At 34.0% G+C, this 23,378-nt stretch carries 10 protein-coding genes and 1 tRNA gene; 3 read left to right on the top strand and 8 right to left on the bottom strand.

Annotated elements, in window-relative coordinates:
- Nucleotides 1-95: 95 nt before the first annotated feature.
- Entirely contained in the window at nt 96-4,625 is a 4,530-nt protein-coding gene (locus AC1RNE_RS07860; protein ID WP_492800470.1) for a translocation/assembly module TamB domain-containing protein, read from the top strand.
- 1 nt (nt 4,626) lies between these two features.
- On the opposite strand, the gene dapF is transcribed toward AC1RNE_RS07860, so the two are convergent.
- Nucleotides 4,627-5,403: a diaminopimelate epimerase gene (dapF, locus tag AC1RNE_RS07865; protein WP_492800471.1), complete on the bottom strand. Its 777-nt coding sequence runs from the start codon at nt 5,401-5,403 to the stop codon at nt 4,627-4,629.
- A 37-nt stretch (nt 5,404-5,440) separates the two neighbouring features.
- A complete protein-coding gene (locus AC1RNE_RS07870) occupies nt 5,441-5,962 on the bottom strand; it encodes a DinB family protein (RefSeq protein WP_492800472.1) in 522 nt (173 codons plus the stop codon).
- 120 nt (nt 5,963-6,082) lie between these two features.
- Between AC1RNE_RS07870 and AC1RNE_RS07875 the strand changes: the two genes are divergently transcribed.
- Nucleotides 6,083-6,159: transfer RNA gene (locus tag AC1RNE_RS07875), tRNA-Asp, on the top strand.
- Between the two features lie 786 nt (nt 6,160-6,945).
- Here AC1RNE_RS07875 and AC1RNE_RS07880 read toward each other — a convergent pair.
- From AC1RNE_RS07880 to AC1RNE_RS07890, 3 genes are all read right to left on the bottom strand, one after another.
- Nucleotides 6,946-9,339 (bottom strand): T9SS type B sorting domain-containing protein, encoded by a 2,394-nt coding sequence (locus tag AC1RNE_RS07880; RefSeq protein ID WP_492800473.1) that lies wholly within the window; start codon nt 9,337-9,339, stop codon nt 6,946-6,948.
- 342 nt (nt 9,340-9,681) lie between these two features.
- Nucleotides 9,682-10,326 (bottom strand): response regulator transcription factor, encoded by a 645-nt coding sequence (locus AC1RNE_RS07885; protein ID WP_492800474.1) that lies wholly within the window; start codon nt 10,324-10,326, stop codon nt 9,682-9,684.
- A 250-nt stretch (nt 10,327-10,576) separates the two neighbouring features.
- Nucleotides 10,577-13,051: a hypothetical protein gene (locus AC1RNE_RS07890; RefSeq protein ID WP_492800475.1), complete on the bottom strand. Its 2,475-nt coding sequence runs from the start codon at nt 13,049-13,051 to the stop codon at nt 10,577-10,579.
- A 431-nt stretch (nt 13,052-13,482) separates the two neighbouring features.
- Here AC1RNE_RS07890 and AC1RNE_RS07895 point away from each other — a divergent pair, with 431 nt between their 5' ends.
- Entirely contained in the window at nt 13,483-13,608 is a 126-nt protein-coding gene (locus tag AC1RNE_RS07895) for a hypothetical protein (protein ID WP_492800476.1), read from the top strand.
- A gap of 18 nt (nt 13,609-13,626) precedes the next feature.
- On the opposite strand, the gene AC1RNE_RS07900 is transcribed toward AC1RNE_RS07895, so the two are convergent.
- The 3 genes from AC1RNE_RS07900 to AC1RNE_RS07910 form a co-directional block, all read right to left on the bottom strand.
- Nucleotides 13,627-14,016, bottom strand: coding sequence for an Imm44 family immunity protein (locus tag AC1RNE_RS07900; protein ID WP_492800477.1), 390 nt, complete (start codon nt 14,014-14,016; stop codon nt 13,627-13,629).
- 12 nt (nt 14,017-14,028) lie between these two features.
- The gene (locus AC1RNE_RS07905) at nt 14,029-17,436 is read right to left on the bottom strand and encodes a DUF6443 domain-containing protein (RefSeq protein WP_492800478.1); all 3,408 of its coding nucleotides are present in this window, start codon (nt 17,434-17,436) and stop codon (nt 14,029-14,031) included.
- Nucleotides 17,437-17,572: 136 nt separating this feature from the next.
- Nucleotides 17,573-22,882 (bottom strand): BACON domain-containing protein, encoded by a 5,310-nt coding sequence (locus AC1RNE_RS07910; RefSeq protein WP_492800479.1) that lies wholly within the window; start codon nt 22,880-22,882, stop codon nt 17,573-17,575.
- Between the last annotated feature and the right edge of the window lie 496 nt (nt 22,883-23,378).

Genomic DNA, 23,378 nt, shown 5'->3' on the forward strand with positions numbered 1-23,378 from the left:
GATAGAACATATATAAACCCAATACCTTAGTAATTCTATAGTACCTCCTAAATCTTGTTCTTAGCATTCAACCCGTTTAATATAGTAAAAAATAAATGTTCATAAAGGTTTCTAAAATACTGACAAAAATAATTCTCTACACGGTAGTAGGCTTATTGTTGTTGGCTGTTTTAGGTTCTTTAGCACTTAGAAGTTCCTATTTACAAACCAGAATTGCCCAATATTATGCGCCAAAGATTTCTAAGACCCTTGGCTATCCGATAGAAATCGATAAAGTAACGATTCGTTTTTTTGATGAAGCAACTCTAGAAGGCGTAAGAGTAAAAGATTATCACAATCACCAGATGATTGATATTGAAAAGCTCGACCTTGATTTTCAATTAAAAAGTCTTTTACAGGATTCTCTTAAAACAAAACTGGATTATGTAAGGCTATATCACCCTAAGGTGGGTTTAGTAACTGATAAAAACGGAGATTTGAATATTGATGAATTTATTCGTCGGATTAATAAATTGACGGCTTCGCCCACACCAGATCCTAAGCATAAGCCAACACCTTTTATCATTAGTGAGGCTGATATTGTAGAAGGAATTTTTAGCATGAATGATGAGTCGGAACCCTATATGAACGACCGCAAGTCGTTCGACCATTATCATTTCAAGCTTCATGAATTAAATGGACATCTTAAGAATTTTACTTTAATAAGAGATACTGTTACTTTTCAGACAACGCTAAAAGCCTACGACCGTTCGTCTGACCTCAGGATTAAAACGCTGAAAACACATTTCTTGATTTCGGATACACAGATGCGTTTTGATGATTTATTACTGAAAGTGAATAGTTCGGTAATAAGGAATAACATCGTGATGTCATTCAAAAGTCAAAAAGACTTTAAACATTGGAATGCTAGGGTAAAAATGCATGCTAATTTCGACTCTTCAGTAGTAGTAGCCAACGACATTGCTCGATTTGTGAATGATATGTATCAATACAAAGATGTGTATTACCTCAATGGCAAATTTGATGGTACTGTGAATGAGTTTAAACTTCATAATTTTGATTTATACTTCGGGCAAAAATCTAAGCTACGGGGTGATTTTTCGTTTAAAGGACTTCCTGATATTCCTACAACAGATATGGATTTCAACATGCGGAAATCGTATGTTTTTGTCAACGACTTAGAGAAATACATTGGGAAAGACCCTGTAAAAGCCATTGAAAAATTTAATAATATTACTTTTGATGGAGCGTTCAAAGGGACGACTTCCAATTTTAAAACAACGGGTTTGATTACTTCTGATTTAGGGAAATCGGATGTGGATGTAGCCATGGTTTTAAAAGCTAACGAAGCGAATTCTACTTATAAAGGTTCGTTGAAATTAGAAGATTTTAAATTAGGCAAACTAATAGATAATGCAGGTTCATTGGGTGACATCTCTCTTTCTGGCAAGATAGAAGGCATAGGCTTTTCATTGAAAAATGCTAGTTTGAATTTTGATGGAACCGTTAAACAAATTACTTACAACGATTATAATTACAAGAATATTGATATTAATGGTAAACTAGCTAAAGAGCTTTTTGATGGTAGAATTGCTGTTAAAGATACCAACTTGGTGCTTAACGTATTTAGTAAAGTAGATTTACGCAATGGCAAAAGCGATGTAGATATGCTGGGGAAATTATCTAAAGCTAACCTAAAAAACCTTCATTTCACAAAAGATGACTGGCGGATTTCTACCATCCTTGATGTTCAATCAAAAGGAAAAAATATTGATGAATTAGTAGGCAAGGCAAAGTTTATCAACACGTATGTTACGCTAGACAAAAGAAACTTAATCCTTGATTCTCTTTATATAACTTCAACCATTGAAGATATAGGACGACAATTAAATATCGAATCAGATTTAGTAAACTTAGACTTCAAAGGCAATTTCAAACCTAGTCAGGCTTTCGAGGATTTAAAGGTGCTTGTTGAGGAATATAAAATTTATTTTGTGGGTGACGAAGCTACTAGAAATGCATACTATGCCAAAAAGCCATTAACACCTCCACAGAATTATCAAATAGACTATCAATTCTACCTCAAAAACTTTGACCCAATTCTAGGGTTTTATTACCCTGATGGTCATATTTCAAAAAAGACTTTGATAGAAGGTACTTTCGGAATTAGTAATACTTCTACCTTTTCGCTTAGTTCCAAAATAGATACATTGGTATTGGGACAAAAATATCGTTTCTATCAGTCAGATATAGATTTGAATAGTTCGAAATTCTATAATACGCCAGAAATACTAGCGTCTTTGATTCTGAATTCCAAAAAACAAAAACTTGGCGTATTAGCCCCTACCGTTAACCTTGAAGCTGAAGCGTCGTGGGCAGTAGATAGAATTGGATTTACCAGCGGTCTTAAACAAGAAGGAACAACTAACCAAGTAAACTTGAACGGTACGTTACAGTTTATTCAAGACGGTTTGGCCTTGCAATTTAAACGCTCTAAGTTCCATTTATTAGATCAAGATTGGAAGATTAGTCCAGACAACTCACTGACAATTATTGGCAACGAAATCACGGCGAAAGACTTATACCTGAGCAATTTAGACCAATTGATAGCCTTAAACGGTACGCTTTCGGAAGATTCGCTCAAGAACCTGACATTTAAAGCCAAAAATTTTCAGTTAGAAACCCTAGCACCTATCATTTCATTAAACATGAAAGGCTTAGTGAATGGCGAGGTTGATTTAAAAAACATTTATAAAAACATAAACGTTGATAGTCGCCTGAGCATTAAAGATTTATATGTTGATAATTTCTTGATTGGAAATGTAACAGGTGATGGCATTTTTGATAACGAACGCCAATTGGTTGACATCAACTATTCATTGGAACGTTTGCAAAGTCAAGTGTTGACAATCAGAGGTATTTATGACCCTAAGCAAGCCGAAAATTCGCTAGACTTATTAGCGACTTTGAACCAGACAAACCTACAAATTTTAGAGCCTTTTACGAAAGGACTTTTCTCTAAAATTGGTGGCGTAGCCATTGGAACAATCAATGTTTCAGGAAAACCTTCGCACCCAATTTTGGAAGGAGCAATTGATATTAAGAGAGGAACGTTGTTCTTTGACTACCTTAAATCGACACTAAACTTTGAAGATAAAATCACGTTTGAGCCTGATGAAGTAAGGGCAAAAAGTCTTCGCCTTACGGACGACGAAGGGAATAAAGGTACGTTGAAAGGCAGTGTTTTCTTTGATGGTGACAAGACATTTAACGTTCAGTTAGGGACTACGATGAATCGGTTCAAAATTTTGAATACCACCAGAAGGGATAATGACACCTATTATGGTACCGCCTACGCGACAGGAAAACTAAATTTAGGTGGTACGTTTGATAACCTAACTATTTCAGCCGACTTAAGAAGTGACCGTGGAACAAAATTATATATTCCACTTGATAAAGCCCAAGATGCTGGGAACCAAGAAGAGATTGAATTTATGAGTGCGAGAGTAGCCAAAGATTCTCTCAATAAAAACTTAGCCCTTAATAACACCTCAACCAGTGGTATTAAAATGGATTTCAACTTTGAAATTACGCCTGATGCTTATGGTGAAGTACAGTTCGACAAACAAACTGGGGATATTATGCGTGCCAACGGGTCGGGTATTATTAACCTGAAAGTGGATACCAGAGGAGGCTTTGATATGACGGGCGATTATAACATAGAGCGTGGAGATTATACCTTTACATTTCAGAACATTATCAATAAAAAGTTTAATATTCAACGAGGAAGTAAAATATCATGGTCGGGTGACCCATATGAAGCCATCGTTGATATTCGTGCCTCTTATACTCAAAATTTAAGTTATCTAGGCTCAGTAATAGACTCAACAGGCAGAGGTAAAGAATTGCGTAGCAAAGCTGATTATACTCGTCGATATCCAGTAGATATTACGATTAATTTAAAAGATAGGCTTTTGCAACCTACCATTTCGTTTAATTTAAGAATGCATGATTATCCTCAAAACCCTGATTTTAATTCGGCTGTTACCGCTTTTGAAAACAGGATGAAAACGGATGAGCAGGAATTAAACAGACAGGTAAGTAATGTGTTGTTGTTAGGACAAATGGTTTCGCAGACGAATGCTAGTGCCTTTGCGGCGGCTAACTTAGTCAGTAACTTAACGGAGCTATTATCCAATCAGTTGAGTAATGTATTCTCTAAGATTGACCAAAACCTAAATGTTGACTTGTCGCTCAATGGAAATGGGCTGAACCAAGATTTAATCAATAATTTACAACTTAGGCTTTCCTACAATTTTAACGACCGTTTCAGGATTACACGAAGCGGAGGATTTACTACGGCTACCAATCAAACAAATGCCCAATCACTTATTGGCGACTGGGCATTGGAATGGTTTATTACGAAAGACGGAAGCCTAAGATTTAAAACATATAACAGAAACATTCAAACATCCATTTTAGGGGCATTGAATACCTATCAGACGTTTACTTCAGGGGGTGCTAGTTTGCTATACACCAAAAGTTTCAACTATTTATTTATTAATAGGAAAAAAGCTAGAAATCCACTAGCCCAAACAGACGAGCCCGTTATCGTCAATCCGTAGTTTAAACGGTCAAATCAACTTCACCTTCAAAAGCTCTGATGGCAGGACCAATTAAGAAAATGTTTTGATAGCCGTTTTCAATACGTTCGAACTCAATTCTTAGCTGTCCGCCCATTACTTTTATATCTACAAAATTTTCAAAGCCCAAACGAATATTGGCAGACAAAGCACAAGCTGTTACCCCTGTTCCACAAGCATAAGTTTCATCTTCTACACCACGTTCATAAGTACGTACTGATAAAGTGTTTTCGCCAGTCACCTCCACAAAATTCACATTGGTTCCTCCCTTACTTACAAAAGGTTCACCATAACGTATAGTCTTGCCAGTATTGAATACATCATAGTTAGCCAAGTCGCTCACATACGTTACATAATGTGGCGATCCAGTATTCATAAAATCATATTCGGGTGTTTTATCTATTTGATTGACATCAATCATTTTTAATGAAATCACCTCCTTTGTCACCTTCGCCTCATGTTCGCCATCAACTGCAATGAATACCGTAGAGTCGCCAATAATACCTAAATCATGAGCGAATCTCACTAAACATCTACCACCATTACCACACATTGAACCTTCTGTACCATCGGCATTAAAGTAAACCATTCTGAAATCATAGCCCTCAGCCTCTTGCAAGAGCATTAAACCATCTGCTCCAATCCCAAAACGACGATGACACAAATGGGCAATCAATTCTTGTGAAATAGGAAAAGTTTTTGAACGGTCATCTACCACTACAAAATCATTACCAGTACCTTGATATTTATAAAACTTCATCTTAAATGTATTCTACTGTTTTATATTCCTTAAAAATCTACGCAATATTATAACGCTCTTTTAATATATTCAAATGGTGGCGTTCATGTCCAGCAATCATCCAAACCAAAGCCCTTGCTGAAACTGCATTTCCATTCGCTATACCAATCCTCGAAGCCACTTCTTCAGAGAACGATGAAAACAGCGCGATAGAGCTTTCTCTTACTAAACGATACTGTTCTAACAAAGATTCAAAAGACTGTTCATTAAAATCAGAGGCATCCATGTATTCATTTTCATCAAAACTGGGTAAAGATTGTTTTTCACCCCTAGCAATCGCCAAAGCTCGGTAGCCAAAAATGCGTTCAGTATCGGTGAGGTGACCTAAAATTTGTTGAGGAGTCCATTTTCCAACCGCATATCGATACTTTTTTTGCTCTTCAGACAAATTTTTATATAAATTTTTCACTACATCTTTCTGCACCATAAGTGCTTCAATAACATTTTGACTTTCAACCTTTTCTATATAAAAAGAAAAATACTTACCATCAGGAAACTCGTTTTCAAAAGGTTTTCTCATTATTTTTTTTGATTTTTTTTTGACAAAGGTATTGTATTCTAAAATAAAACGACTAATTTTGCATCACAATAAAACAACGAGGTAAACGAAAAGTTAACAAGTTGTTAAAATTGTAAAAAAGGTTTGGTAGTTCAGTTGGTTAGAATACATGCCTGTCACGCATGGGGTCGCGGGTTCGAGTCCCGTCCAGACCGCCAACTAAAAGTCTCATAATCAGTAGATTATGAGACTTTTTTGTTTATTTTGGTTTAAACGCAAAATCTCGGTTTAAACATGGTTTAAACATTTTTGGGCTCAAGTGGAATAGTTGGGGGGACAGAAATTTCAAGCATAAATTTTAGAGAGAAATTCAAGGTATGTAAAAGTAAGGAAGAAGCAACCAGAAATTGGCTCTGTGATATAATAATGTAGAAATCTCAAATATAAAATCTTTCCAAGCAGTATTCAAATTCATCCCCTTCCTCATTTATCTATCCTGAATTTCTTTATCAATCGAAGTACAAATGCTTTAGCTGAAACATTCAACCGTGCGACTGACCATGAAAAAGTAAAGTCCTTAAGAGGTGTCAATATGTCAAATCCTTCCTCTTCAGACTCTCTAAAAAATATGTTTAAACTTTTAAGTCTCCAAAAATTCCACTTGAAACGGGAAGGTCTTTAAAACATTTGAAGTATCGGTAATGCAATTGATACGACTACGTCCAGAGGACGTTTGTTTTTTAATATTTCTACTTGTTTACTGAATTTGAAAGAGACTTAATCAGAGAAAAAACGAAAGCGGATTTGGAATCTTGCTCGTTTCAGGGGGAAGAAAAGGTAAACGACACTAAAGCATGACGAATAAAGCAGAGAAAGAGCATATTGGCAGAAACCTATTATAAGGAAGGCAAAATGGGTGTAACCAAATTGCCTTAGAGATAGGTTTTTCAAAAATGATACTTTAATACTTAAGACATAGTATGGAATACGATCTGCTAAACCAATCACCGAGTAATCAACAGTGAACCATTAAAAAGAAATCCTTTACTGGGTACCACAATTCGGTATATATAGGTATCTACAGGCAAGAGATCATTTTTAAACGTACCATCAAAAGGTGTTGAATAACCTTTTGAATAGAAAACCATTTCACCCCATCTATTATAAATGCTTACTTCTACATCTTGATAGCTTTCTGTTCCTGGTAATATCCAATTATCATTTTGTGAATCCCCGTTAGGACTAAAGACATTGGGTATCCAAATTTTTTGCGTAACATTTACTTTAACAGTATCTTGAGATACACAGCCATTATCATCAATCAAAACTAAAGTATAAGTTACGGTCTCATTTGGTCTAGCAATAGGTGATGCTATTTTCCCATTGGAAAGGGTGTTTTCTGGAAGCCATTGATATTTAAAATCTTTACTATTAGGGGCAACCAAAGATACACTTGCCCCTTTCCATATATTAAATTCTTTGGGATTTAAATTTAATTTAAAAGATTCTGCTATAATTATATCTCTTTGTGCAGAACCAGATTGACACTGTAAAAGTCCTTTATACTCATAATTAATTGTATGTTTCCCTAACCCAGCCAAGTCTGGATTGAATGCTCCTTGATTCTGATCAATAATTCCTAGCCCTTTAAAAATACCCCCTGCTGGATAACCTTTTAATAAAATTACTCCTTTATTAAGTTCACATATTGAAGGAATACTATCCATCTTAATTTCCTCTTTTTGTACACTCTCAATCTTTAATTTCTCTGATTCTTTTTTACAATTATTAATATCGGTAACTATTACAGTATAATTCCCAGTAACACCTGCTTTATACTCTGGAATAGTAGTTATTGTTAAATGTGTTCCATTTAGTTGCCAGTCATATTGTAAATCTTCTCCTTCATTTGCTTTTAATAAAAGTGTTTCTCCTTCACAAATTAAATTACTAGCCCTATCAGAGTTTAGTTCTGCCTCTGGATTCATAAACTCTTCTACAAAAATAGTATCACTTACAGCTGGACAATCGGTTGGCTTAGTATTATCAGCAATAGCAACAAAATACTTGCCACTTTTATTGACTTCTATTTTCTGCTCAACATTACTTATTATTTGTTCATCCTGCAACCATGTATAGCTAAAATTACTACCTTCTAATGGAGCTTCAAGAATAACGTTACCTCCTTCACAAAAGGTTTTCTCATTAGCTTTTAACTTAACTTTTTCGGTCAATAATTTAAGCGTGATTTGTCTTGATGTTCTTGATTTTGTACATTGATTTTTGATAGATACTGTCAAATTATAAACTCCTGGTTTGCTCGCAACTAATTTATCGTAATTGGCATCAGGAATATTATCTCCATCTAACTCCCATTGATAGTTCCAATTGGGGTTAGTAGTAGCCTGAAAAGTTACTTTATCTCCAAAACAAATGCTAGGTTCAGTTCCTGGTCTTTCCAACACTGAAATAACTGGGTCAGGTAGATTAGTAGGTACAGGACAATCTATGATTTTCAATTGAAAATCTCTTTGTGTAATGCCTAGTTTTACATAAACCTTTCCTATTTTTCTATATTCTGTACAAATTACAGAGAAGACAAAAAGACCTAATTGGTTTGGAGTAACCGTGATAAACCCTTTTTTAGCATCAATACTTAAGTTTGGAGCACCTGGAATGGTATTAGATAAACCATACCCATTCTGCCAAGTAACACCCGCAAATGGTCCACTCAATAATCTTTCTGTTTCAAAAATGGAAGATTTCCCTAATAATGGTGTTGCTAATTGATAATGAAGAGAATCTCCATCTGCATCTTTTGCCTTAAAATTGTATTTAAAAGGGTCGTTTATACAGACATATTCCCCACTAAGCACATCAAATGAGGGTGTGGAATTTAAAAAAAACTTCCCATTACGTTTCATCGGGGGAAATTCTGTATAAAATGCCATACTTGCTTGATAAGAATTAACAATGTTTGTTATTCCTGCATTTCTACAACAACGGTCTTGATAAATATAATATCCATCCGCATCCTGAAAGTTCTCAGGGTTTACTTCCCATTCTGCCTCATAAGTAACTTCAATGATTTTTAGCTTATTAAGTTTGGCACAATCTTCATTACTATATTCAAATAAAGTTTGTTTACTCATTGGTAAACTTAGAACAGTTATTGACTTATGATTACTCTTCTGAGAAATACCAACTTTTTCAACAGTATTAGGCACATCATAGGAAGGGTTAAGTGCATTGAAATATAATTTCAATATAATTGCATACTTCCCAGGAGTTTTACCGATAGCTTGCATCTCGATATGTCCACCCACAATATGATCAGCTCTTAAATCTGTTGTTATTAAGAATAAAAAAGTGAGACTGCAAACTATCTTAATAAACATATTCATAGATGAATGATGTAGTTTTGTGATGATATTACTCTTATACACTTATTCATTGGCTCTTCAAGCAAAGATTATACAATATTTTGTGCTTTTTTTCATTATTCATCAGTAGTACTATATACGCTTTGTACAGATGTTGACAATAGATATTTATTGCATTAAACTCTCAAGCTATCATTAAATATAACTGACGCTCATTAATACTTTTGCATATAGGTGTTACTATTATTTGATAGTCAGAAAAGAAGCCTTAAAAAGAGCCTAAATTCTTTCTTTATTTGATTCAATAAAATGCAGTATAACTCTTTAATATTAAGTGTTGTATCTTGTTTAGTAAACCTAAACACTCCTCAATCGTACATAATCATGAGCAAACGATGTAAGTCTTCGCTTGTTCTTGAGTCCTAACTTTAACGATATATTGCTCTTATGCTTTCTGACAGTAAAAACACTAATGTGAAGCTTATTAGCGATTTCAAGTTCTGAATTAGCCTCTAATAGTAAACTCCAAATATCTATCTCTCTATCTGAAAGTAAATTTATTTCTTCATCATTTTTATACTTATTTCCTGAAACATTCTGAAATGCAACGTCTTTTCTCATAAATATAAATTGCAGGTAAAGAATGAATTCATTTTTAGTTATTCCGTGATAAATAACATTCGTAATTTTCAACAATGATTTACTAAGACAATTGCGAATAACCAGAAAATTTCTTGCGTAAAGTATTACCCTTGTAGCTAAGTTGTTCTTTTTAAGAAAATCAGATAGAATATTTTCAACACTAGCTAAAGTAATTGGATCAGTAAGTAAAAAATCTGGCCTATACATTAACAAATCACTTAAAAGCATGCTCCCATTACTTGAAAAATGAGATACGTCAAAAAATACTTGTGAGTCAAATTTTAGTGATGCTATAAACTCTGCAGTAAGTTTATCTTCTAGGGCTATTACTAAATTAGGGTAAGAATTATTAATGTTCATATCTTAAATAGAATTATTAAGTAGAAATATAAGGTTGTAGTAATAAAAATAATACATGGAAACAAAGATATAGAAATATAGTATATTCAATATACTTGAGTAAATAAAATATTTTATACTTGGTGCTTATTAAATAATGAATACTTCATTCATTTTAGATTGGCTTCCCTTGAGGAAGTCAATCTAAATGAATAAGCGAGTAGTGGGTATATATATAAAAGTTACAAATGTTTATATTCGATTAATCATATTACTGATTATAACGTAATGAAACCTCTTTGGTTGGCTTGTATTGATATGTATATATTCTATATGGAAAACCCGCACATATAACTATTCCACTACCACATTCTAAGAAACCTTGTGTATATATTGCTCTTACATAATTTCCCGAGAGTTTTTCATATGTTATATTTTTTTTAGACAGAATTTGATTACTTGAATTATAAACCTCTTCGCTTAATAATAGTCCACGTTCCAATGACTTATCAATAAAAGGTTCATACTTATTTCCACTTCCTCCAATTCTCAAGCTATTAGAAATAGCTTCGTCCATGTGTGCACCATCATCTGATTCATAATTAGTGTAATTATATACTTTATACCCATTAGAAGACACCCCGTTTATAAGTTCTTTTTCCACTACTCTTCTATATCCAATATGACTTCCCATAGAATTAATACTGATTGGAAGAGTGTTCTGTATAGATAGAAAATTGTTTGTATAAGTTGCTGTAGATGAGTTGCAAGAAACCATTGTATATCCATTAGTGGATATTGTAGAATAAATGTGTTTCCCTGACGAAATACCACTACTCGATGTTCCATCAGTATTTAAATAAGTATAATTTTTCGTTTTTATTTGATTTCCATCATACGAAAGAACGTTTTGTATTCTCAATCCTCCAACAGGAAATAATCCAGTATTGGATAAAGAGAAAGTCCCATCATTATTTGTTTCCTTATATTTAAGAATCGTATGTGGTTCATACACTAATTCTGTTGTACCCCCTGTCGGGTAAGTTATTTTTTTTAGACTTCCACTTCGTAGAGCTAAAATATCTGTTGTTGCCTCTTTAGAAGCTGTAAATAAACTAAAATTATTATTTGAGATATCTGTTATCAGATTAGATAAATCGTAGCCAGCTTTATTATTAAAGAAACCCCAATGGTCAGTTTTATCAAACTGTTCCAAATAACCAGGTAAACTAATATCTGTATAATATTCAAATTCGTGTTTAATTTTTAAATTATCATTATCTTTAGCAATTTCATTTACTTTGCTTAACATCAAACGTTTCGTATTATCAGTTGCTGTATTGTATTCTAATGCCACATTTCGTACAAGATTATTATCTTTATCTTTTATCTGAACATTATCTAGCTTCCTCCAAACTAATTTATCTAACAATGCTTGTATCCTCTCTGAAGCTCCACTTTGAGCACTACCTAATAGGGTATTCCAGTTTAAAAAAGGGAAAATATTCGCTGGAACATTGTTAATAGATGTTCCATGATATGTAGAGGTTTGTTCAAAAAACTTACTTAAAATTCTAACAGGGTATTTCATTTCAGTTGAAACACTACTGTTAAATTCGATGATATACGAACTGGAAGTGATACTTGATAAATAAGTTGGTCTTGTTAATGAACCACCATAAAACCCATTCGTTGGTATTTTATAGCCACTTTGGCTACAAGCATGAGTAAAATTTAAAAGATTAACATTTGTAGCATATGAAAAAGAATAGGCAGATGATGACCAAGATGGTGTAAAAGATGCAATGAACTTCCCATTTGAGCAATCTGTAGGTGCTGTATAGTTAAAAATAACCTCTTGTCCTTCTGGGGTCTTCATCTTAGTGAGATACCATGTATTGGCAACCCATATATCTGGAATTGTACCCGATGAGTTCATCATTTGACCAAAAAAATTCATAGAGTATTCTATTGCAGATGATACTCCGCCAAAAGTAAATTGTGTACCATCATCTGTGGTAATGGTAAAACTCTTAAATGTTTTTGACGTTTTCGTGAATGACAATCCTATATAGCCATCACAGGTTACTTTCAAATCTTCTGGCATAGGTAAAAAAGATTCATCTGTTGTTACTTTCATTGACGAATTAGATTTTACAACCCACTGCTTTAGATGATTAAGATAAAAAGAACCAGAATATCCCATAAAATTAAAATCGAATTCATCAGGTTCTGTATCATTGGCAAAAGAAGCTATTTCGTCTTTTACATAACTTTTTGTTTCCCAATTAGTTTTGTCAAGCTGAAAAGTACTGTACCAATAACCTTTAGGAGTGTAAGTACCTCCATCATCATAATCATCGGCAGCATCTTTTATTTTCCTTGTGATTGCTCCACCTGCATTCAAATTCCAATTTAATCCTACCCAGCCAGGATGTTGATTAATACGTACACCAGATGCGTGATAGCTAAGTGTAATAGGAACTTTTATTTTTCCTTCGGTTAGTGTATAAATAGGTATTTCTATATTAGGTGTACCTGTGTAGAGAGAAACAGGAATTTCTCCATATAACCCTAACCCTGCAGCGTTTGGACTTGGGATATTAACATCTGGTTTTTGAAATTGAGCATGTAGTGAAAATAAGCCAATATTGAAAATTGGAAATATAAGATATAAGAGTATAATCCAAAACTTTTTATAAATTATAGTTTTTCTTATACGTAAGTAGTTGTAGTTACTTTTCATTTAAATATTATTTTATTATTGCTTATTATACTAACTTTCTTTAATTAAATTAATCATTTTAAAATATTATTAATTGTTTTTAAACCTGACGGGTATATTGATAATTAAATTATTAATTCATTTAAAAAGTTATCTGCTCTACAATATAGAAACAGACAAAATCCTTCTTCATCCTCAAATCTAAACGAAATACTGTTTTCTTTTTTGAAAATTTGTTTTTGAGACTACATTTTATACCTTGAAGATATAAACTTCTAAAAGCAAGGGTATAAGGTAGTAGTTCTACCGAGTGAATTTCCCCCTCATCCAACTCTTTATAAAATGCTATCGCATTTTTGCGAATCATAAGATTGACGAACACAACGACGTAGTTAAATACTACGCCGAGTGAGGGACATAAACGCATTTCCCCTTATCCAACGCTTTATAAAATGCTATCGCATTTTGCCAATCATGAGATTGGCGAACACAATGACATGGTGAAACACTACGCGAATAGAGGACAAAACTCATATCCAGACCTCCAATTTGTACATATCGGATTTGCATCTTTATAATGCTATTATTAATCAAGTTTATTCTCTTCTCAAAAAAAAATCTAAATCAGATAAAAAAGATTTATAGTCAAACTCTTTAATACTTTTATTTTCAAGTATTTCTTTAATATTTTTCAAATATTCAGTTTCAATATATTTTACCTGCCGTTCTTCATTCATTGCCTTAAAAGTCTTGAAATCTAATTTGTATTCAAAACCAAGTTTAGCCGTTTCTTTCACTATTCTTGCTTTGCGGATAGGGTGTAATAATTCAAACCTATCAGAAACACATATTATTATGGTTGAAATATGTCTAATTGAATTACCATAGTTTTTCTCGTAAAAAAAACTATTCAATTTATCTTCAAATTCAACAGTTCTAAGGTCGGGAATCTCATACGAAGATTCGCTTGTTATAAAAAAAGTCATAGTAGTTAATTTTTATCTAAAATACTTATTCCCTGGAGGTAATGAGCCACGATTAAAATAGTATCCATATATAAGATATTTTTCAAACACTTTTATTTCAACCTGATTCCCATAAAATATATCTCTCCTTGTTACTCCTCCGGGAACCATTGTTTCTAACTTTTCATCAGAATATCGTTGTTTACCAATTGTTGTTTCACCATATTTCCAAATCTCTCCAGCACTTAATGTGATAGGATTTCCTCTAACATCCAAATATATTCCTGCTCGCCTTACTCTAAGTTCATAAACTGCTCCATTATTAGGAAGTGTTTTTTCCTTTATTCTGTCTATTTCTTTAGACATCTTTTCAACGATACCTGATGTTGCTAGTGCATAAATACCAACAACAATAGTAGCCACACCCATTACTGCTTCTCCTGCTGGAGTAGGCTCACCAAGAGCAATACCCCATCCTGCGGTTAAAAATTTAGAAATATCACTTTCATTGGATGTCGAATTTACAGTCCCTAAAAGTCGTGTTCCAGTGTTATAAGTGCTAATACCTGATGATGAGTTTTTATTTTCTTCTTTCTTCTTCGTTCTATTCTTGTCATCCCCTTCTTGGTTTTCATTAAATATGGTATTATACTCGAAACCTTCTTTTAAACCATAATCAATGGCTGCCATTCCGTCAGGATCAATAAATCGAATAGGGTTATTATATGTATAGGTATAAGGAGACCATCGTCTTGATATTTCAGCCATTGGATCCACTCCCATCCATCTACCAAGTTCTGGTTGATACATCCTAGCCCCATAATCTAACCAATTAGTCCCATCCTGTAACTCCTTATCATTGTAAAGATACTTATTAACACTCGTATTTGGTGTACTTACCGCTACGCCAAAGGCTGTATAATCACTTATCTGTACTTGTGTTGCGTTGGCATCATCACCTATTACTACTCTTACATTCCCTAAATGGTCTTTTAAACTGTAAAAGTAATTATATTTTCCTGTACTTGCTCCCGGTACATAATTAGGGTTTTCCATAATATAACCCTCAGAGGTTGCCATACGGTATAATTTACCGCCTACGTATTCTCCTGAGCCTAAGTATGCCTTCCAGCTAGTACCATTATGCTGAGCTAATTTCGCTCCACTGCCATCATATAAATAACTTTGGGGTGCAATAGGGCTTGTTCCAAATCCTGTTACCTTTCGCACTAAATTAAATACATTATAAACAATATCAATTCCTTTATCATTATCTTTTAATAAATTTCCATTGGCATCATAAGTAAAATCATTTGTAGTACTTGTTTTGTCGGTATAACCCCCTACGTTAGTAGCACCATCAGTAACTTTTAATAATTGGTTGGTATTATCTGTTGCATTATCTTCAATGTACTTATAGCTTAAATTATCTACTAAAGTATTATTAATATTCCTTTGTAATGTCTTGATATTACCATTCACATCATAAGTCAACTCTTCACTGTGCTTACCTGTCGAACTTGTTAAACGGTTTAAACCATCATAAGTAAAATCACTGATATTGTCATTCCACGTCAGTTTCCCAATATTACCATTATACTGATTTGCATTGCTATAGTTCAAGCTAAAGTCAAAATTCTTTACACCGCCTACCGTATTACTACCAGCATTGGGCTTCTGATAACCTGTAATATTCTCTAGCCATCCTCGTAAATTGTAGCTATATGTCAACACTTCTGTAAATGCCTTATCTGTTAATGTTGCCAAAGTAGCTGACGGGAATTTACCTAGTTTTTTAGTCGTTAAACGTCCTATAGCATCATAAGACTGGCACTGTAAAAGGCGAGAAGCTTCCGTATAAATTACGGCATTGTTATTACCAGCATCATGCTCACTTAAGGTTTGGCAGGTGCTTATCAAACGTCCTACATGGTCATAGGTATAAACCTCTTTGGTTTTGATGGTTAATGCCGATGATACTTTCTGCTCGGTTGTACTTTCTTCTACTCTACCTGTATAGTGTAACTTTAGATGGATAGTTTCTGAAATAACTTTTGTGCCATCAAAGGTTTCTTTGTAAGTAGAGACTACTCTACCACGGCTATCATAATAAATGGAACTCTTTAATTCTAATAATTCAGCTGTTTCTATGCTACCATCAGCTTTTAATATTCTTCTGCTACTTCCTGTTAAAAGTCCTTTTTTCACGTTTAAATCTACATTACCATAAGGAAAATCAGTTATCTCTTTAGGACGATTACCATCATAATTGTTTTTAACTAACCATTGATCTGTATTAATACCAGTATTTGTTAATCGGTTTAACTCATCATACTCATAATAAGTCACTGTACCTTTAGCATCGGTTTGAGTTTTTAATAAATCGGTATCGGTATAAGTCATACTCGCCCAACCAGCATCAGGTACTTTTTTCTTGACGACTCTACCTTGGTCATCATAGCAATAAATAAAACCTAACTTACCCAATGCTGTTGCTAATTTATCCGCTGCTGCGTCGCTATTTAACAGCAGACTTAATTTAGGAGGAAATACCCCCCTGAGTTGGCCATAAATATCATATACATAATAGGTATCTAAGCTGTATGTCTCTAAGGTATTGGTCCCTGATATTTTTCTAACATCATAGCTCCGCTTTAATATCACTTTACCTGAACGGTCTTTATATTCTTGGATTCTATTACCTCCAGTACCAGTCGTATTGTTTTCATCCAATGTCTCTGTAACCAGTAATGTTCCAGCACTATAAAAGCCTATTTTAGTAAAACCTCCCGCATTTGAGGGCGTACTACTTGAACCAAAGCTATTACCCGAACCATCTATGTTACTTGCACTAAAAATAATTACATTATCAGCAGCTACATTAGCTAAGGTTTTTACTTTAACCGTACGATCATCAAATTCCGTTGAAGAAGATTTAAAACTCCAAGCATCACCTGCACCTGCTTGTTTAACTACTCGGTTTAAAGGAGAATTTTCATAAACACTCTCTGAAAAGGGGCGATTATCATTTCCATAAAATGATTTAGCATTATTAAAAAAATCAACATCTATATCTCCTTTTCCAGATGATTTGGGATAAGGCAGATAACTTTTGGATGGTCTGCCATAAGCATCATACTCTGTTGCTGTGATAATATCTTCTCCCGTTGAACCTTGTGAAGGTAAAACTGTTTGAATAGGACGCCCTAGACCATCAAAATACGTAATTTTATGTTGTATTTGTTTGGGGTCGCTATAATTGATTATATTACCAGATTGTACAGATGGTTTAGCTTGTTGGAAGCTACTTTCTCGAACAAAGTTTTTACTTTGAGCATTTGACATCGTTTGTGCTTTTGCTTGAAAGAAAAGCCCTAGAAAAGTGACAAACAACAGCGTTAAACGTTGTAATATGGGATAAAAATATTGTTGATAGAACATGAGCATTGATGCTTTTAGAATATTTTTAGAAAGTTTTTTGCTAGTATCATTTATTAGAATTTGGTAATCCTAATAAATGATAACACATAGCTTAAAAGACAATGAGTTACAATTTGGTTTGAACTACAGTCCTTACTTATTGTTTGATGATTTTTGTAACTAATTGCTTATTATTCAATTGTAGCTGAATAAGATAAGTCCCAGAGGCATATTGTTGTAAATCAAGGTCTATAATATTAGTCCCTGCATCAGCATCCTTGTCATATATACCAATAATACGACCTTGTGTATCAATCACTGACAGACGTACTGATTGTGCTTCGCTTAAATAAAACGCAGCTTTAACCTTTCCATCTGTTGGATTTGGTGACACAACTAATACATCCTCTTTTTGCTCTTCTTGCTTTTGATACACATCATTCTGAACAGCTATTCTTAATGTTGCATTTTCTTGTACACTAAGATATACTTTGTCTCCACTGACTACTGAGCTAAAATCTGGGAAATACTGACAATAATCTTGACAGGTACTAGCTTGACTCCATTTTTGTACACCATTCACATATAGTTTAAGTACTTTAGAAGTAGTATTCGGCCACCAAATATCAACACGATAACCAGAGCTTGTAACGGGTAGATTAATGTCATTCTGATAGGTTGAATAAATAATATTACCTGCACCACTAGCATATCCTTGAAGAAAACCTGCATTACCATAGAAAGGCTGTGTACCTCCGTCAAGATTATTCCTAGGGCCTGCAATATTGGTAGAAGCATAGCTAGAATAAAATCTAAACTGATTTGCTGGAATAGTGCCCGTCAAACAATAGTTCTGAGGAGTATCTCCACAATTTGCTGCAATACTACATGTATTACTTAATTGTAACCCTGAATAGTTAATAGTACCAATAGCAGTTCCATGCCACAGTGTTGTTATATTTCCATCTTGGGCCTGACTAGCACCAATAACTGTTCCTGTTAATTTAGTTGACCCACTATAAAACTCTAATTCAAATAACTCTCCATAACTATTTGCACTAGCCTGAAAGCGAACATACTCATAAGCAGTACTATTGCTAAAAGTAAACTCTTGCCAGCTAGAGGTTCCATTACTAGTAATTGTATAAATATCCGTCCAATCACTATTGTTGTTAGAACCTTGGATTTTAGCTCCTACCAAACGATCCACACAACAGTCTCTGAATAACAACCTTACTTTATTAATAATACAAGGTTGGGCAGTTGGAGAAATTGCTTGGTTTACAGTTACAATTTGGGTAGCTCCTTCACCCGTTACAGTTATGGTAGCTGCTCTTGCTGCTCCAGTATTAGCTGCAGCTGTTAAGATAAGAGATCCATTATTGCTTCCTGAACCAGGAGTCACACTTAACCATGTATCACTACTAGTGGCTGTCCAAGATACATTTGAAATAATACCAATATTTATTGTACTATTACTAAATGAAGGTGACCAACTATTTTGTGATAAACTTAGCGTAGGAGCTGCAATACTGCATGTATTACTTAATTGTAACCCTGAATAGTTAATAGTACCAATAGCAGTTCCATGCCACAGTGTTGTTATATTTCCATCTTGGGCCTGACTAGCACCAATAACTGTTCCTGTTAATTTAGTTGAGCCACTATAAAACTCTAATTCAAATAACTCTCCATAACTATTTGCACTAGCTTGAAAACGAACATATGGATAAGATGTAGTATTACTAAAAGTAAACTCTTGCCAGCTAGAGGTTGCATTACTAGTAATTGTATAAATATCTGTCCAATTACTATTGTTGTTAGAACCTTGGATTTTAGCTCCTACCAAACGATCCACACAACAGTCTCTGAATAACAACCTTACTTTATTAATAACACAAGACTGGGCAGTTGGAGAAATTGCTTGGTTTACAGTTACAATTTGTGTAATGTTTCCTCCCGTTACAGCTATACTAGCTGTTCTTGCTGCTCCAGTATTAGTTGCAACTGTTAGGATAAGAGATCCATTATTGCTTCCTGAACCAGGAGTCACACTTAACCATGTATCACTACTAGTGGCTGTCCAAGATACATTTGAAATAACACCCACATTGAATGTATTACTACTAGATGAAGGTGTCCAATTAGTTTGTGATAAACTTAGCGCAGGAGGAATGACTGCACACATACTAGTTAGCTGTAAACCTGCATAGTTACCAGTACCAATAGCAGTACCATGCCACAATGTAGTTACATCACCATCTAAGGCTTGTCCCTCTCCAATAACAGTACCTGCTAATTTGGTTGAGCCATTATAAAATTCTAATTCAAATAACTCTCCATAGCCATTTGCACTAGCCTGAAAACGAACATAAGGATAAGATGTACTATTGTTAAAGGTAAATTCTTGCCATTGACCTGTTCCATTACTAGTAATTGTATATAAATCTGTCCAAGTACTATTATTAGTAGAACCTTGGATTTTAGCTCCTGCAAGACGTTCGAAACAACAGTTGGATCTAAATAATAATCTTACTTTGTTAACAATACAAGGGGCAGAAGTTACAGCAGCGGATTGAGTAACTGTAACTCCCACTGTTTGAGTAATTCCATCTCCTGTTACAGTGATAGTAGCAATTCTAGTTTGTCCTGTAGTATTAGTAGCTGCTGTTGAGGTAAGTATTCCATTATTGCTTCCTGAACCAGGAGTCACACTTAACCATGTGTCACTACTAGTAGCTGTCCAAGGTACATTTGAACTAACACTAACTGTTGTACTATTGCTATTAGCACTTGGATTCCAACTATTTTTTGATAAACTTATCGTAGGAGCGGCACATGTGCTAGTTAGCTGTAAACCTGCATAGTTACCAGTACCAACAGCAGTACCATGCCACAATGTAGTTACATCACCATCTAAGGCTTGTCCCTCTCCAATAACAGTACCTGCTAATTTGGTTGAGCCATTATAAAATTCTAATTCAAATAACTCTCCATAGCCATTTGCACTAGCCTGAAAACGAACATAAGGATAAGATGTACTATTGCTAAAGGTAAATTCTTGCCATTGACCTGTTCCATTACTAGTAATTGTATACAAATCTGTCCAAGTACTATTATTAGTAGAACCTTGGATTTTAGCTCCTGCTAGACGTTCGAAACAACAGTTTGATCTAAATAATAATCTTACTTTGTTAACAATACAAGTACTAGTAGTTCCGCCAGTTGTGGCTTGAGAAACTTCTATTGTTTTTGTTATTCCTCCTCCTGTTACAGTGATAGTAGGATTTCTAGTTTGCCCAGTAGTATTAGCTGTTGCTGTTAAGGTAAGTGTGCCATTGTTACTGCCTGAACTAGGGCTAACAGTTAACCATTCTGTACTACTAGGTTTAGTCACTACCCAAGATACATTTGAACTAACATTAATTGTTGTACTATTACCACTAGCACTTGCACTCCAGCTATTTTGTGATAAACTTAGCGTAGACGAAGAAGTATTCTGATAGAAATATAATATCGGATTATTATCAGCATCTAAAAAAGTACTACTCAACCAGCCTGTAGGTACGTAGTTACTAGCAAAGGGATTCGCTAATCCAAAGTAGTTTGACTCATTACTATTAATACATGTATAATATTGATCTGCATTACTGTTCTTTGCAAAACCACTCCAATTCCAGTAATTCTTCCCTCTAGGTACATACCTAGTAACTGTCTCACTAATAGATTTTGTGCATAAAACATAATAGGTATCAAAATGTCTTATTACTACGTCCAAATCACCTTGCTTACCGACTAGCACTTCATCTGGTGGACAACCTGTACCTGCTTGTGAAACTGCAACTGTTCGTGAGATTCCCCCTCCTGTTACAGTAATAGTAGCAGGTCTACTATCTCCTGTATTAGCTGTTGCTGTTAGGGTAATAGTTCCATTGTTACTACCTGACTCAGGGCTAAAAGTTAACCATCCTGCATTACTAGTTACTACCCAAGATGTATTTGAACTAACACTAACATTGAATGTATTACTACTAGACGAAGGTGACCAACTAGTTGGTGATAAAACTAATGTATTTGTGTTTTGATAGAAATATAATATTGGATTATTATCACCATCTAAAAAAGTACTACTCAACCAGCCTGTAGGTACGTAGTTACTGGCAAAGGGATTCGCTAATCCAGAGTAGTTTGACTCATTACTATTAATACATGTATTATAATATTGATCTACATTACTGTTCTTTGCAAAACCACTCCAATTCCAGTAATTCTTCCCTCTAGGTACATACCTAGTAACCGTCCCACTGATAGATTTTGTACATAAAACATAATAGGTATCAAAATGTCTTATTACTACGTCTAAATCACCTTGCTTACCCACTAGTACTTCATCCGGACAGCCAGAAGATCCAATCTGAACAACTGTTACTGTCTTTTTTAAGCCCTCTTCTCCAGTTACTGTAATTATTCCTGTTCTACTATCAGTTCCTGTATTTTCAGTTGCTGAAAGTGATAATGTTCCATTATTACTACCTGTTTCTGGGCTAACACTTAACCAACCTGCATTACTACTTGCTGTCCAAGATACATTCGAAGTAACATTGGCACTAAAATTAGAAACGTCTTTTGTAGGATTCCAGTTGGAGGGATTTATCTCCAAATTTTTAGCACTACCACAACTTGGACAATCAACAGCAGTTACAGAAAAGGATTCAAGAGGGTTTTCAATACTCTGACCTACATAATGATAAGTATATTCTTTGAGTTCTCCTACATTATCACTAACACTTTTTAAACGATTAAAGCTGTCATAAGTATAAGTTGATGTCTTATTGTTAATATCTTCTACTGATTTTAGACCTATTAGGGGATAATAATCATATTTAGTCTCTTGATTTGTATTATTCTTATATGATTCAACTAGATTGTCTTTACCACTGCCTGTAAAGTAACTAAATGTATTTTTCAGACCATCTTTAGCTTTATATTCTGTTAGGTTGCCTTTTCCATCATACTTCAAAAACTCTACTATTGTTTGAAAAACCGTGGCATCTCCTATTTTTCTCGCTATTTTAGTAGGTAAAACTAGTCCTGAAGGATTAGTTATTGGATCTTGTGTATCAGTATAGGTAGTATAAGTAGTAGATAGTATTTTCGTCTTACTATCATCTAAAACACCTGCATTATACCATTCAAGGCTTACAACCTGTTCAATTACTTGTGAAACCATGTTGCGATCCACCATCCTAGTATGTACAGTATTGTTAGGAATAGCATAGTCAAAAGCATACTTATAACTGGTTGAATTCCAACTACCATCACTATTTTGTGTCCTTACTTTTTTTACCTGAAAGTACTGATTTTCATATTCTGTAACTGTTGTTTGTTCAAACTGAGCATATAGGGACTCTTTAGGAAAAAGTGTTAAGAAAAAACTTAACATCAAGTAGAAATATTTTAACTTCATAGAGATTATAGTTTCGTAGCAAGAAAATTATCGCTACAAATCTAACTTTATAAACCAAGGAAGTAAATAACTTAAAAGCATTATTTATATACTACATTTATAGTATAACCCTATTCTATATACGAATAGGGTTATACTTTATATTCTCTAATTTAGATTTAATATTAGTCATGCTACCTAGTGTCTTTAGTTCTTTAAAGCCAAAACCAACAACATTGTTTTCGATTCAGATAGATGGTTATCTAACTACTCTTGCAAAACGGATTCCAAAAAACATTTAAGTATTGAGTAAAAATGCTATCAAAGTATGTTAGTAATTTGCTTTTATAAACTCCGACACAAGTGGATTGTTTAGGAAACTATAACAATTTCTCTGTGTAATAAATAAAGACTTAATCTGACAGTTTCGATTATTTAGTAACTTAAAACAAAGATTAAGTCTTACCTAATTCAAAAGTCTGAAACATAAAAACCAGACTTTTGAATAAATAATTAG

The sequence above is a fragment of the Arcicella sp. GW822-FHT02H01 genome, assembly GCF_058802005.1.

Excerpts from the sequence above, each read along its gene's own strand:
- AC1RNE_RS07885 (WP_492800474.1), bottom strand. The coding sequence starts at position 10,326 with ATGAACATTAATAATTCTTACCCTAATTTAGTAATAGCCCTAGAAGAT.
- AC1RNE_RS07900 (WP_492800477.1), bottom strand. The coding sequence starts at position 14,016 with ATGACTTTTTTTATAACAAGCGAATCTTCGTATGAGATTCCCGACCTT.
- AC1RNE_RS07890 (WP_492800475.1), bottom strand. The coding sequence starts at position 13,051 with ATGAAAAGTAACTACAACTACTTACGTATAAGAAAAACTATAATTTAT.
- AC1RNE_RS07880 (WP_492800473.1), bottom strand. The coding sequence starts at position 9,339 with ATGTTTATTAAGATAGTTTGCAGTCTCACTTTTTTATTCTTAATAACA.
- dapF (WP_492800471.1), bottom strand. The coding sequence starts at position 5,403 with ATGAAGTTTTATAAATATCAAGGTACTGGTAATGATTTTGTAGTGGTA.
- AC1RNE_RS07910 (WP_492800479.1), bottom strand. The coding sequence starts at position 22,882 with ATGAAGTTAAAATATTTCTACTTGATGTTAAGTTTTTTCTTAACACTT.
- AC1RNE_RS07905 (WP_492800478.1), bottom strand. The coding sequence starts at position 17,436 with ATGTTCTATCAACAATATTTTTATCCCATATTACAACGTTTAACGCTG.
- AC1RNE_RS07860 (WP_492800470.1), top strand. The coding sequence starts at position 96 with ATGTTCATAAAGGTTTCTAAAATACTGACAAAAATAATTCTCTACACG.
- AC1RNE_RS07895 (WP_492800476.1), top strand. The coding sequence starts at position 13,483 with ATGCTATCGCATTTTGCCAATCATGAGATTGGCGAACACAATGACATG.
- AC1RNE_RS07870 (WP_492800472.1), bottom strand. The coding sequence starts at position 5,962 with ATGAGAAAACCTTTTGAAAACGAGTTTCCTGATGGTAAGTATTTTTCT.